Below are 13,821 nucleotides of genomic sequence, written 5' to 3'. Positions count from 1 at the left end.
CCGCCTAGGATCTTCATTGCTTGTGTTTAGGAAGATTGATCGGTGCCTGGCAGGGAACCCGCGTGACGCATCGCAATTCCCGCAGGCCAGGCCAACCCCTAGCCATGGGTGACATTCCTGTCGCCCGCCGCACCAGCCCGACTTCAGCAAAGGCCAACCGCTGGCTACTAGGAGTCAGCGTGGGCACAGGCTCGCTTTTGATCGCCCTTGCCCTAGTTGTGGTTTGGCGCCCAGGGCCGCTGCAACGCCTATTGGCCCCACCGCCAGTAAGGGGACTAAACGCGCGTACAGGCCTTGATGGGCGCCTGCTGGGCCATTTCCCCTACGGCGAGCTGGCCGCCTCCAAACGGGTGGCGATTGCCCCTGGGCTAAGCCTGCATCGAGACGCAGCAGCAGCTCTTTTGGCCATGCAGCGTGATGCAGCCAGTAGCGGGGTCGAGCTAGTGGTGCTGAGCGCCTTCCGATCTCATACGCTTCAAAAAGAACTCTTTTTTGAAGTGAAATCGGATCGCAACCAGAGCGCTCGAGAAAGGGCCATGGTTAGCGCCCCGCCAGGGTTTTCTGAGCACAGCACCGGCTTCGCCATCGATCTCGGCGATGCCCTGGCACCAGCCACCAACCTCTCACCAAGCTTCGACCAAACCGCAGCCTATGCCTGGCTGCAGGCCAATGCAGCTCGCTACCACTTCACCCTCTCCTTCCCCCGGGGTAATTCCCAGGGGGTGAGTTACGAGCCCTGGCATTGGCGATTCGAGGGCAGCGCCGAGGCCCTGCAGTTGTTTGAGCCCGCCCAGCGGTTGGCGCGCTGATGACTATTCCGGAACTTCTTGCCCCTGCGGGTAATTGGCAGGCCCTGCGCGCTGCGGTAGCAAATGGCGCCGACGCTGTTTATTTCGGTGTGGAGACATTCAACGCCCGCATGCGGGCCGCCAATTTTGAGCAGGAGGAATTGCCAGAACTCATGCACTGGCTGCATCGGCGGGGTGTGAAGGGATTTCTCACCGTCAATGTGCTCGTGTTCAGCGATGAGCTGGTTGAGGCGGCAAGCTTGATCAGGGCTGCAGCTGCGGCCCATGTCGATGCCCTAATTGTTCAGGACGTTGGCCTGGCCCGGCTGGCGCGCAGGCTGGCACCGGAACTGGCTGTGCACGGATCCACTCAGATGTCGATCACCAGCGCCGCAGGGGTTGCCATGGCCGCGGAGCTTGGTTGTGCCCGGGTCGTGCTTGCACGGGAGCTGACTCTCACCGACCTAGGCCGCTTGCAAAATCAGCTGCAGCAGCGCCAGTTGGCCATGCCCCTGGAAGTGTTTGTGCATGGCGCACTGTGCGTTGCCTATTCGGGCCAGTGCCTCACCAGCGAAGCCCTGGGCCAGCGCAGTGCAAACCGGGGCGAGTGTGCCCAGGCTTGCCGCTTGCCATACCAGCTGATTGTTGACGGCGAAGAACGCGATCTTCAAGACCAGCGATATCTGCTCTCACCCCAGGATCTATCAGCCTGGGAGCTTCTGCCCCAGCTCGAGCAGATCGGCATCGCCAGCCTCAAGATCGAGGGGCGTCTTAAGGACGCCACCTACGTGGCAGCAGTTACCGATGCCTACCGGCAAGGACTCGATCGTTTAGTCGAGGGCCTACCCAGCGCGCCCCAGTCAGCTGAGCAGAAGCGCTCCCTGGAGTTGAGTTTCTCGCGGGGGCTTTCCACAGGGTGGCTGGGGGGCCTCGACCACCAGGCGCTCGTGCACGGCCGCTGGAGCAAGAAGCGTGGCCCGCAGATTGGAGCATTCGAGCGTCTCAGTGCCGATGGCTGGTGGATCATCCAGACGCAGGCGGAGCTGAAACCAGGCGATGGTCTGGTGTTTGAGGCCCCTGGATATGGTCCCCTCGAGGCACCAGCCGAAATTGGCGGCCGGCTGATGGCTGTGCAGCAGCGCCCGATGGGCCGGCTGGCCGTACGGCTTGGCCCTGGCCGAATCGAAGCCCGCGGGCTGTCAGCGGGTAGCCCTTGCTGGCTCACCAGCGATCCCGCCCTTGAAGGTCAATGGCAGCGCATGGCTGGCCAGGCAACTCCGGAATGCAGCCGAGGCTTGCGGCTTCGCCTGCAAGGACGGCTTGGCGAGCCCTTGGAGCTGCGGGTTGAGTGGGCAGAGGGGCTCGATCCAGCAGCGACTGAGCAAATAAAGCTGCTCTCCGCCTCGGTCCTGCAGGCAGCCAGCGAGCAAGCCCTAGACACCTCCAGACTTCAAGCCCAGCTGGGGCGCCTTGGCGGCACTAGCTGGAAGTTGGAGGGGCTTGAGCCTGCTCTCGAGGGAGCGCTTTTTCTGCCGATTGCCCAGCTCAATAAGTTGCGCCGCGAGCTGGTTGAGGCGCTTGCCGCAATTGAGCCTGGCCAAAGCGACTCGCAGGCCCCCCTGGCACGGGACACAACTGATTTCACCGAGTTACTGCAGAGTCTTTCAAGACCTGCCCATGCTTCGCCCCTATCTGGGCCTGGTTCGGGCACGGCTGTGAATTCGGAGCCGCAGTTGGTTGTGCTGGTGCGCAGCCTTGAGCAATTGAAGGCCCTGCGGGATCAACCAGTTGCGTCAGTTATTGCTGACCTAGATCAGCCGGCCGAGCTGCGCGAGGCGGTGGCAATCGGCCGTGGCTGCTGGCCTGGAGGCATTTGGCTGGCTGGGGCTCGGATCACACGGACTGATGAGCGCTGGACCCTGGACCCCCTGGTGCGGGCGGCCCCCGATGGCTACCTGGTGCGCAATGCAGACCAGCTCGAGGTGCTCACACCCCTTGCTCCCTGCTGTGGCGATTTTTCCTTGAATATTGCTAATGCACTTTCGGCCGCATGGTTTCTGGACCATTGGAAGCTGCAGCGAATCACCGCCAGCTACGACCTTGACCTCAAGCAGATGCTGGCCCTGGTGCGGGGCTGCCCCCCCGGCCAGGTTGAGGTAACGGCCCACCAGCACATGCCCCTGTTCCACATGGAGCACTGCCTCTTTTGCGCCTTCCTATCCGACGGACACGACCACACCGACTGCGGCCGCCCTTGCGAAAAGCACAGGGTGCTTCTGCGTGATCGCAGCGGCAGTGAGCACCCGCTGCGGGCAGATCTTGGCTGCCGTAACACCTTGTTTAATGGCCGAGCTCAGACAGCTGCTGAGGCCCTGCCCCAGTTGATGCGTGCTGGGGTGAGGCAGTTCCGAATTGAGTTGCTGCAGGAATCAGCGGCCGAGAGCCAGCATCGGGTGCAGCAATATTCAGCGGCCCTGCGTGGTGAGATCAGCGGACGCAGCCTCTGGCAGCAGGAACAGTTGGACAGCCGTCTTGGCGTGACCCGGGGCAGCCTCAAAAGCGGTAGGGGTGTGGGATAGAGTTGGAACATGGCTTCAAGTCTGCGTAAACGTTCCATCAAACGTTCCGTCTACATAAACTTCAAGTCAACAGATTCCATTCAACGTAAAAGTAGGGTTTTATTTGTATGAGCGGTGCACACCCAGGTACGCCGATTCGCAACATTGCGATCATTGCCCACGTTGACCATGGCAAAACCACATTGGTGGATGCCATGCTCACCCAATCGGGCATCTTCCGCGAGGGAGAGGCGGTTCCGACCTGTGTGATGGACTCGAACGATCTTGAGCGTGAGCGCGGGATCACAATTCTTTCCAAAAATACCGCCGTCGATTACGAAGGAATTCGTATCAACATCGTCGACACTCCTGGCCACGCTGATTTCGGCGGCGAGGTGGAGCGGGTTCTCGGCATGGTTGATGGCTGCCTGCTGATCGTTGATGCCAACGAGGGGCCCATGCCCCAAACCCGATTTGTGCTTAAAAAGGCCCTCGAGAAAGGCCTACGTCCAATCGTTTTCGTAAACAAGATTGATCGGGCCCGAGTCGACCCCGAGGTGGCTGTCGACAAGGTTCTCGACTTGTTCCTTGAGCTGGGTGCCGACGACGATCAGTGCGATTTCCCCTATTTGTTCGGGAGTGGCATGGGCGGCTACGCCAAGCCAGACATGAAAACCGAGAGCGACAACATGAAGCCGCTCTTCGATGCGATCCTGCGGCACGTTCCGCCCCCGGTCGGCGATCCCGAGAAGCCGCTGCAGCTTCAAGTCACCACCTTGGACTATTCCGACTTTTTGGGTCGGATCATGATTGGACGCATCCACAACGGCACAATCAGGGCTGGTCAACCTGCCGCCCTTATCCGTGACGACGGCAGCATCAAGCGCAGCCGCATCAGCAAGTTGCTTGGCTTCCAAGGTCTGCAGCGGGTTGAGATTGAGGAGGCCAGCGCTGGCGATCTCGTGGCCGTGGCCGGCTTTGACGAGGTCAATATTGGTGAGACGATTGCCTGCCCCGATCACCCTGAGGCCCTGCCCCTGATTCGGGTTGACGAACCCACCCTGCAGATGACTTTCGTCATCAATGACTCTCCCTTCGCTGGCAAGGAGGGCAAATTCGTGACCAGCCGTCAGGTGCGGGATCGCCTGCAGAAGGAGCTGCTCACCAACGTCGCCCTGCGGGTAGAGGACACCGACTCACCGGATCGCTGGGCTGTCAGCGGCCGTGGTGAATTGCACCTCGGCATCCTGATCGAAACGATGCGTCGTGAAGGCTATGAATTCCAAGTATCCCAGCCCCAGGTGATTTTCCGCACCATTGATGGCACCCCATCAGAGCCCTACGAAACCTTGGTTTTGGATGTGCCTGAGGAGTCGGTGGGCGGCTGCATTGAAAAGCTTGGCGTCCGCAAGGCCGAGATGCAGAACATGGAAAACACAAACGACGGACGCACCCAGCTGGAGTTTGTGGTGCCAGCTCGAGGGCTGATTGGCTTCCGAGGCGAATTCATCCGAGCCACAAGGGGCGAAGGGATCATGAGCCACTCCTTCCTCGACTACAGGCCGATGCAGGGAGACATGGACAACCGCCGTAATGGTGTGTTGATTGCCTTTGAGGAAGGCACAGCCACCTTCTATGCACTCAAGGGTGCGGAAGATCGCGGCCAGTTCTTCATTACGCCTAGTACCAAGGTCTACAAGGGGATGATTGTTGGCGAACACAACCGACCACCCGACCTAGAGCTCAACGTTTGCAAAGCAAAGCAGGTGACCAACATCCGCTCAGCTGGTGCAGAGGTGCTCGACACCCTGCAGGCACCTATCCAGATGACCCTAGAGCGGGCTCTTGAGTACATCGGACCCGATGAAATGCTTGAGGTCACACCCCAATCGATCAGACTGCGCAAACTGCCTTCCAAAAAGGCCGCTAAGCGCTGATCAGTGCGCCCGAATTCTGAGCAGCAGTTTTTAAGCGAAGAGCAGGAATTATTGGCCGACACCCGCTTGGGCGAGGCCATATTCTTGTTTAACAGCGCTGACTGGTACGCCTGCCACGACGGCTTCGAAGCCCTTTGGCATGAGACAGCTGGCCCCATGAGGCCGGTTTTGCAAGGAATTCTGCAGATTGCCGTGGCTGAGCTGCACCTTGAACGGGGAAATTCCCGCGGCGCCACAATCTTGATGGGTGAGGGTCTCGGTCGGCTTAAGGCTTGTGCGCCGAACTCCTTAGGCATTGATTTAGCCGCCTTGATCGACTCATCTATGCAGCGTCTGCTGGCGTTGCAGCAACAGAGGTCAATTGAGGGCTTGGAATCGCCCAGATTGGTTGGGACAGCGCCCCAAAACCCTTCTATAGATTAAAAATTACGCCATGTCCCATACCCAACTGTTGCTATATCCCCTTGTGCGCTCCGCGCTCTTGCGGCTGACGGCCCTGCCCCTTTTCCTCTCGGCAATGTTGGCCCCTGCGCTTGCAGCCCCCGCCGTGGTGACTCCCACCAGCGGACTGGTAACAATTGAATCCGACCTGCAAAAGGCCGATAACAGCACCGGTGTTGTGACAGCAACCGGCAATGTGCGCATCGTTTACCCCGACCAACGGGTGGTAGCCACGGCCCGTCAGGCCCAGTACTTCAGTCGTGAGGGCAGGGTGGTGCTCAGCGGTGATGTGGATGTAATTCAAGATACGGGTCACAGCATCCAGGCTGAAAGGCTGGTGTATCTGGTGGAGAGGGAGCGGATCGTGGCTGAGCCGGCCCCCGGTCAACAGGTGATCACCCATTACCGAATGAATGCACCTACAGCAAAGGAAGGCCTGATGCCATGAGTCTTGAGCTCGTAAATGTGGCGCTGGCCATCGGTGGCCGACTGCTGGTCAACCACGTATCCCTACAGCTTGAGCCAGGTGAAGTAGTAGGCCTGCTTGGTCCCAACGGAGCGGGCAAAACCACCACCTTCGGTTTGGTAACTGGCTTATTGCGCCCTGACTCCGGCCAGGTGTTGATGGATGGCAAGGCAATCGAAAAACTGCCCATGCCCCAACGGGCCCGCCTAGGTATTGGCTACCTGCCGCAGGAGCCCAGCGTCTTTCGCCAGCTAAGTGTGCGTGACAACCTGAGCCTTGCCCTGCAGGAAAGTGCCACCCCGATGGAGTTGAGGCGCCAGCGTCTCAATGGCTTAATCGAGGATTTTCACCTCAGCGAATTTCAAAACCGTAAGGGATATCAGTTGTCCGGAGGCGAGCGACGGCGCTGCGAAGTTGCCCGGGCATTGGCCGTGGGTATTGAGGGTCCCCGCTACCTGCTGCTGGATGAGCCTTTTGCGGGAGTCGACCCAATCGCGGTGTCGGATCTGCAGCAGTTGATCCACCAGCTCAAGGGGCGGGGCATGGGGCTGCTGATCACAGACCACAACGTGCGCGAAACTCTGGCAATCACCGATCGGGCCTACATCCTTTCTGAGGGATCGATTTTGGCTGCCGGCAGCTCTCAGCAGGTGGGTTCCGATCCCTTGGTCCGCCGCCATTACCTCGGAGAATCCTTCCAGCTATGAGTTGGTCACACCGCGCACGCCAGCAGCTGCTGACCCCTTGGCGCCAGCTACCCCTGCTGGATCGCTGGCTCCTAGCCGAACTGATCGGCCCCCTGATTTTCGGTGTAGCCGCATTCACCGCCGTATCCCTTTCAGTGGGTGCCGTATTTGAGCTTGTGCGCCGGGTTGCAGAATCGGGGCTGCCCCTAGATGTGGCCGTGCGGGTGCTGGTGCTGGAGATGCCCTCCTTTCTGGTGCTCTCCTTCCCCATGGCCACGCTGATGGCAACCTTGCTCACCTATTCAAAGCTTTCAGGCAATAGTGAGCTCACCGCCCTGCGCAGTGTGGGGGTTGCCACTTGGCGAATGGTGGTGCCCGCCGTTGCTATCGCGCTGGTGATGACCATGCTCACCTTCACCTTCAACGAGGCAATCGTGCCGCGCACCTTGTTCGAGGCCAAAAACACCCTCAACCGGGCGATTGGTCGTGCCGTAGCTGGCGAGCAGAAAGACAACGTCATGTTTTCTAAATACGGTGAGATACAGGCTGAAGATGGCAGTACGGAGCGGGGCCTTACCCACTTTTTCTATGCCCAACGCTTCAATAAAGGGGTGATGGAGCGGGTCACCCTGCTTGACCTTTCACGCCGAGATCAACGGGTGCTGCTAAGTGCCGATCGGGCCCGCTGGAGCGAGGCCGATGCCCAGTGGGAATTCCTTGATGGCCATGTCTTTGGGGTCACGGAGGGATCGGACAGCTCCACCACTTCAGCTGATTTCGACCGCTATCTATATCCCCTTGGTAGTCAGCCGCTCCAGGTTGCCAAGCTGCCGAAGGATTCCAATTCAATGACAATCGGCCAAGCGCGGACCGCCGAGCGGCTGCTCAGAGAGGCCAGTGATCTCCAGGGTGCCCGCAAGCTTCGAGTTCGCATCCAGGAGAAGTTCGCCTTTCCCGCGGTCTGCTTAGTGTTTGGCTTAATTGGTAGCAGCCTTGGAGTGCGACCCCATTCGCGCCGCAGCCGTAGCCAGGGATTCGGACTCAGCGTCCTGCTGATCTTTGGCTACTACCTAGTGGCGTTTGTTTTCAGTTCGCTCGGGGTCAAGGGAACGCTCAGTCCCTACTTCTCCGCCTGGCTGCCAGTGGTGATCGGTTTGGGTGGCGGCGTGTATCTGTTACGCCAGGCCAGCCGCTAACAGCACCTGCCATTCGCCAAACTGAGCAGATATCGAGTCGTTGCCCGTGCCCGCCCTGTTGAACGACCCAGTGCTTGGCCTGGGTCTGACGGCGTTTGCCCTCCTGCTGGTCGCCCTGCCACTGGCCTTCTGGTCCCTTAGCGGCGGCCGATCGAGCACGGCGGTGCGCCTGCTTGTTGCCGGCGCCAATCTCTGCCTCACGGCCCAATTGGTCTTGCGTTGGTGGGAATCGGGTCATTTCCCGATCAGCAACCTCTACGAATCCCTCTGCTTTCTCGCCTGGGGCTGCACCCTCACCCAGCTGCTGGTGGAGCGCAGCTGGCCTTCGCCGTTGGTGCCTGCAGCGGCTACCCCCATGGCCCTCGGCTGTGTGGCTTTTGCAAGCTTCGCTCTGCCGGATCGGCTCCAGGAAGCCTCGCCCCTGGTGCCGGCCCTGCGCTCTAGCTGGCTAGTGATGCACGTGAGCGTGATCATGATCAGCTATGCGGCCCTGCTGGTGGGGTCATTGCTTTCGTTGGCGGTGCTATTCACTGACCGCGGCAATTCGATGGAACTGCGCAGCAGCTCCATCGGCAGTGGCGGCTATCGCCAGGCCCAACTGGCTACACCCCAGCTGCAACTAAGCAGCGTGGCCATGCCCGCGGTTGAACAGCTTGATTCACTCAGCTACCGCACGATCACAGTGGGCTTCCTGCTGCTGTCGGTTGGTCTGGTAAGTGGAGCGGTGTGGGCCAATGAGGCCTGGGGCAGCTGGTGGAGCTGGGATCCGAAGGAAACGTGGGCCCTGATCTGCTGGCTCGTCTACGCCGCCTATCTGCACACTCGCTTGATCCGTGGCTGGCAGGGCCGCAAGCCCGCCCTCGTAGCCGCAGCGGGGTTGGTAGTGATCGTGGTTTGCTATATCGGTGTAAATCTGCTGGGCATTGGCCTCCACAGCTACGGGTGGTTCTTTGACAGCTAAGGCCTAAGCGCCACCATTCAAAATATATTAAGAGTTAAACCTTATCTGCCCCCCCCGCACTCGGGCGAGGGGGGATTCTTATTAGTCAGATGCTCATGCGCCGGGACGCTTGCTGTTGCGAATACCAGTGATTGCTGCGGCGTAATCAGGCTGGTTGAAGACACCAGAACCACTAACAATGGCATTGGCGCCCGCTTCAATCACCTTCCAGGCGTTTTCAGCCTTGATGCCGCCATCCACCTCAATCCAGGGATCCAGGCCTCGCTCATCACACATGCGGCGCAGATCGCGAATCTTTTGCACCTGGTTGTCGATGAAGCTCTGGCCACCGAAGCCCGGGTTGACACTCATGATCAGCACTAGATCGCAGAGCTCCAGGCAGTAGTCCAGCGTGTCTAGAGGAGTGCTGGGGTTGAGCACCGCACCTGCGAGCTTGCCAAGATCCTTGATCTGGGCAAGGTTGCGATGCAGATGCGGGCAAGCCTCAACCTGCACAGAAATGATGTCAGCGCCGGCTTTGGCAAAATCAGCCACGTATCTCTCGGGCTCAACGATCATTAGGTGAACGTCGAGGGTCTTGGTGGTTACAGGCCTCAACGCCTGCACAATTAAGGGTCCAATGGTGATGTTTGGCACAAACCGGCCATCCATCACGTCAACGTGGATCCAGTCGGCACCGGCTTGATCGACAGCACGAACGTCGTCGCCGAGACGGGAGAAATCGGCGGACAGAATTGACGGGGAGATCACCAGGGATTTGGCGCTCATGGCTGGATCAACCGATCGGGTGGCTTTGGATTGTAGGAAGTGGTCTGCAGACCAGCCTTGGGTGGTCCCTAAGTCCCATGGCCGCGAGCACTGATACAGTTGCGGCCGCTTCATCTTCGAAAGGCTTGGCAGCAACAGGCTTCTGACCTCGTGTTCCGCCAGGCCGACGCCATTACTGAAGCCCATTCCCCTGCCGGATCAACGTGGATCGCACCCTCATCCAGGAAATTCTCGAGGTCGTTGAGCAAGCTGCCATCGCCTCTGCCGAACTGACCGGCCTGGGCAAGAAAGATGAAGCTGACGCTGCAGCAGTGGAGGCCATGCGCACTCGCATGGGCCTAATCCAGATGCAGGGCCGCATCGTTATCGGTGAGGGCGAGCGCGATGAAGCTCCCATGCTCTACATCGGCGAAGAAGTGGGCAGTGGCACCGGCCCCGGTGTGGATTTCGCCGTTGATCCCTGCGAGGGAACCAACCTTTGCGCCAACAGCCAGCGAGGCTCCATGGCTGTCCTGGCCGCTTCTGATCGCGGTGGACTTTTCAACGCTCCCGACTTCTACATGAAGAAACTGGCTGCCCCCCCGGCAGCCAAGGGCAAGGTGGACATCCGTAAGTCGGCTACCGAGAACATCAAGATCCTCAGCGAGTGCCTTGGCCTTGCAGCCAGCGAACTGACCATCGTCGTGATGGACCGCGCTCGTCACAAAGACCTGATCGCCGAGATCCGGGCCACTGGCGCCAGGATTCAACCCATCTCGGACGGCGACGTTCAAGCCGCCATCGCCTGCGGTTTTGCAGGCACTGGCACCCATTGCCTGATGGGCATTGGCGCAGCCCCCGAGGGCGTGATCTCCGCCGCAGCCATGCGCGCCCTTGGCGGTCACTTCCAAGGCCAGCTCGTGTACGACCCGGCCGTGGCTCAGACCTCTGAGTGGGCTGACTACACCAAAGAAGGCAACATCGCCCGTCTTAACGAGATGGGCATCACCGACGTAGACAAAATTTATGAGGCAGAGGAGCTTGCCTCCGGTGAAAACGTGGTCTTCGCTGGCAGTGGCATCACCGATGGCCTGCTGTTCCACGGTGTCAAGTTTGAGAAGGATTGCACCCGCACCAGCTCCCTGGTGATCAGCAACCTGGACAACACCGCTCGCTTTACCAATACCATTCACATGAAGGATGGGGCCCAGAGCATTGCGCTGAGCTGACGCCCGCCCCAGTCCGAGCACCCCAGCCAGCCTCCATGCACATTGCCGTCGTCGGCCTCAGTCATCGCACGGCTCCAGTGGAGATCCGGGAGCGCCTCAGCATCCCGGATCAAACCATGGAGGCTTCGCTGCAGCAGCTGCGGGCCGACGACCAGGTGCTGGAGGCATCCATCCTCAGCACCTGCAATCGGCTGGAGATTTACACCCTGCTTCGTCATCCGGAGCGGGGTATTTCCGCTGTCGGAGCTTTTTTAAGCCAGCTCTCCGGCCTAGCGGTCGAGGAGCTCACACCGCATTTATTTACCTTTCACCACGAGGAGGCGATCAGCCACCTGTTGAGGGTTTCAGCAGGCCTCGATTCCCTAGTGCTTGGGGAGGGTCAGATCCTCTCTCAAGTGAAAAAAATGGTGAGGCTTGGCCAGGAGCACCACTCCGTTGGGCCAATCCTCAATCGGCTACTTACCCAGGCGGTTAGTACCGGTAAACGGGTCCGTACGGAAACGAAACTTGGCACCGGCGCTGTCTCGATAAGTTCAGCGGCTGTGGAGCTGGCCCAGCTCAAGGTGGGCCAAGCTCGAGGCCTCGATGAGCTGGTGCCCCTTGATCAGGAGCAGGTGGCGGTGGTAGGGGCTGGGCGCATGGCCCGTCTACTGCTGCAGCACCTTCAGGCCAAAGGCTGTAAAGGGCTTGTGCTGCTCAACCGCACGGTTAACAAGGCGGAACTACTGGCCGCTGACTTTCCAGCTCTGCCAGTTCAGTGCCGTCCCCTTGACGACCTGGACCATTGCCTCAGCACCTGCTCGCTGGTTTTCACCAGCACCGCTGCTGACACACCAATCATCACGGCTCAGCGCCTCAGCGGACTGAATCGCCGCTCCAGCTTGATGCTGGTTGACATCGGCGTGCCCCGCAACATTTCGGCCGATACGGCTGGCCTGTCCGGCGTGCACTCCTACGACGTTGATGATTTGCAGGAGGTGGTGAACCGCAACCAGGAGGCTCGGCGCGAAATGGCAGCTGAGGCCGAAGGGCTGCTGCAGGAGGAGTCTCGTGTCTTCCTGGAATGGTGGGACGGGCTTGAAGCGGTGCCGGTAGTAAACCGGCTCCGGCGCCAGCTGGAAGACATCCGTGAGCAGGAGCTCCAGAAGGCCTTAAGCCGCATGGGTCCAGACCTGTCAGCCAGGGAGCGCAAGGTGGTTGAAGCCCTCAGCAAGGGCATCATCAACAAGATCCTGCACACCCCTGTTACTAACCTGCGGGCCCCCCAACCGCGCCAGCAGCGACACAGCGCCATGAGGGTCCTGGAGGATCTGTTTGAGCTGCAGGAGCGTCCGCCAGAGCCTTGAACCAGCCCCAGCCTTGGGCACTGCAACAGTTCGTGCCGCAGGGGATCAAAAGGCTCGCCCAATAGCAGGACGCTCAAGTACGGTCAGCCCCGAGAACCGCTGGCAGCAGGATTTATGAAGCGTGTACTGGCAATAATTCTGGGAGGTGGTGCTGGTACCCGCCTTTACCCATTGACCAAAATGCGGGCCAAGCCAGCTGTGCCACTGGCAGGTAAATATCGGCTAATTGATATTCCAATCAGCAATTGCATTAATTCGGAAATCAATAAAATCTATGTACTTACCCAGTTCAACAGTGCGTCGCTGAATCGTCACCTGACGATGAGCTACAACCTTTCGGCTGGATTCGGCCAAGGCTTTGTGGAGGTTTTGGCAGCCCAGCAGACCCCAGAAAGCCCAAGCTGGTTTGAGGGCACGGCCGATGCAGTCCGCAAGTACCAGGGACTTTTCCACGAATGGGACGTGGACCACTACCTGATTCTTTCCGGTGACCAGCTCTACCGGATGGACTACAGCCTTTTTGTTCAGCACCACATCGACACCGGCGCCCAGCTCACCGTTGGCGCCCTCCCCGTAGATCCTGCCCAGGCTGAGGACTTTGGCCTGATGCGCACTAGCAGTGATGGCCGTATCCAAGAATTTCGGGAGAAGCCCAAGGGTGAAGCCTTGGAGACCATGCGGGTTGACACCCAGGCCCTTGGCCTGTCGCCGGAGGAGGCGGCCAAGCGCCCATACCTCGCCTCGATGGGCATCTATGTGTTCAGCCGCGACACCCTCTTTGACCTGCTGAGCAGCAACCCGTCCTCAACAGACTTTGGCAAGGAGATCATCCCCGCCTCCCTGGCCCGCGGCGACCGGCTCCAAAGCTTCCTCTTTGACGACTACTGGGAGGACATCGGTACTATCGGCGCCTTCTATGAAGCCAACCTGGCGCTTACCGATCAACCCAACCCTGCCTTCTCCTTCTACGACGAGAAGTTCCCGATTTACACCAGGCCTCGCTACTTGCCGCCCAGCAAGTTGCAGGATGCCCAGGTAACCGCCTCGATCATCGGTGAGGGATCCTTGCTCAAGGCCTGCAGCATTCATCACTGCGTGCTGGGCGTGCGCTCGCGAGTTGAAGACGAGGTAGTGCTCCAGGACACCCTGGTGATGGGAGCCGACTACTTCGAGTCCTCTGAGGAACGCCTTCTACTACGTGAACGTGGGGGCATCCCCATCGGCGTGGGCAGGGGCAGCACCGTTAAACGGGCCATCATCGACAAGAACGTGCGGATCGGAGACAACGTCACGATCGTCAACAAGGACCACGTGGAGGAAGCTGACCGGCCCGAGCTCAGTTTCTACATACGCAACGGCATTGTGGTGGTTGTCAAAAATGGGACCATCGCTGATGGCACGGTGATCTGAGCAGGGGAAGCTGCCAAGGTGTCAGGCCAAAAGCCAGGAGTTGCTGACACCTTTGC

12 protein-coding genes are annotated in these 13,821 nt (G+C 59.7%); 11 read left to right on the top strand and 1 reads right to left on the bottom strand.

What is annotated here, in order from left to right:
* Positions 1-62 precede the first annotated feature (62 nt).
* From C7K55_RS02400 to ccsB, 8 genes are all read left to right on the top strand, one after another.
* On the top strand, positions 63-809 hold the full coding sequence (locus C7K55_RS02400; protein ID WP_241518118.1) for a M15 family metallopeptidase: 747 nt from the start codon (positions 63-65) through the stop codon (positions 807-809).
* Entirely contained in the window at positions 809-3,367 is a 2,559-nt protein-coding gene (locus tag C7K55_RS02395; RefSeq protein WP_106501816.1) for a U32 family peptidase, read from the top strand. The genes C7K55_RS02400 and C7K55_RS02395 overlap by 1 nt, the downstream gene beginning before the upstream one ends.
* A 107-nt stretch (positions 3,368-3,474) precedes the next feature.
* Positions 3,475-5,283, top strand: coding sequence for a translational GTPase TypA (gene typA / locus C7K55_RS02390; protein WP_106501815.1), 1,809 nt, complete (start codon positions 3,475-3,477; stop codon positions 5,281-5,283).
* Between the two features lie 3 nt (positions 5,284-5,286).
* Positions 5,287-5,706, top strand: a complete 420-nt coding sequence (locus C7K55_RS02385) for a DUF309 domain-containing protein (RefSeq protein ID WP_241518117.1) — start codon at positions 5,287-5,289, stop codon at positions 5,704-5,706.
* 10 nt (positions 5,707-5,716) lie between these two features.
* Entirely contained in the window at positions 5,717-6,172 is a 456-nt protein-coding gene (locus tag C7K55_RS02380) for an LptA/OstA family protein (protein WP_241518116.1), read from the top strand.
* Positions 6,169-6,897 carry an LPS export ABC transporter ATP-binding protein gene (gene lptB / locus C7K55_RS02375; RefSeq protein ID WP_106501814.1) on the top strand — a complete coding sequence of 243 codons (729 nt, stop codon included), beginning with the start codon at positions 6,169-6,171 and terminating at the stop codon, positions 6,895-6,897. The genes C7K55_RS02380 and lptB overlap by 4 nt, the downstream gene beginning before the upstream one ends.
* Positions 6,894-8,072 (top strand): LptF/LptG family permease, encoded by a 1,179-nt coding sequence (locus tag C7K55_RS02370; RefSeq protein WP_106501813.1) that lies wholly within the window; start codon positions 6,894-6,896, stop codon positions 8,070-8,072. The genes lptB and C7K55_RS02370 overlap by 4 nt, the downstream gene beginning before the upstream one ends.
* A gap of 46 nt (positions 8,073-8,118) precedes the next feature.
* On the top strand, positions 8,119-9,033 hold the full coding sequence (gene ccsB, locus C7K55_RS02365) for a c-type cytochrome biogenesis protein CcsB (RefSeq protein ID WP_241518115.1): 915 nt from the start codon (positions 8,119-8,121) through the stop codon (positions 9,031-9,033).
* A gap of 93 nt (positions 9,034-9,126) precedes the next feature.
* Here ccsB and rpe read toward each other — a convergent pair whose 3' ends face one another.
* Positions 9,127-9,801, bottom strand: a complete 675-nt coding sequence (gene rpe, locus C7K55_RS02360; RefSeq protein WP_106501812.1) for a ribulose-phosphate 3-epimerase — start codon at positions 9,799-9,801, stop codon at positions 9,127-9,129.
* A gap of 203 nt (positions 9,802-10,004) precedes the next feature.
* On the opposite strand from rpe, the gene glpX reads away from it, so the two are divergent.
* From glpX to C7K55_RS02345, 3 genes are all read left to right on the top strand, one after another.
* Positions 10,005-11,009, top strand: coding sequence for a class II fructose-bisphosphatase (glpX, locus tag C7K55_RS02355; protein WP_106501811.1), 1,005 nt, complete (start codon positions 10,005-10,007; stop codon positions 11,007-11,009).
* Positions 11,010-11,044: 35 nt separating this feature from the next.
* Entirely contained in the window at positions 11,045-12,355 is a 1,311-nt protein-coding gene (locus C7K55_RS02350) for a glutamyl-tRNA reductase (RefSeq protein WP_106501810.1), read from the top strand.
* Between the two features lie 114 nt (positions 12,356-12,469).
* A complete protein-coding gene (locus C7K55_RS02345) occupies positions 12,470-13,765 on the top strand; it encodes a glucose-1-phosphate adenylyltransferase (protein WP_106501809.1) in 1,296 nt (431 codons plus the stop codon).
* Positions 13,766-13,821 lie beyond the last annotated feature (56 nt).

Source organism: Cyanobium usitatum str. Tous (genome assembly GCF_003011885.1).
GTDB lineage: Bacteria > Cyanobacteriota > Cyanobacteriia > PCC-6307 > Cyanobiaceae > Cyanobium_A > Cyanobium_A usitatum.
Note: the sequence above shows the minus strand (reverse complement) of the source record. Positions and strands in the feature narration are given on the sequence as shown.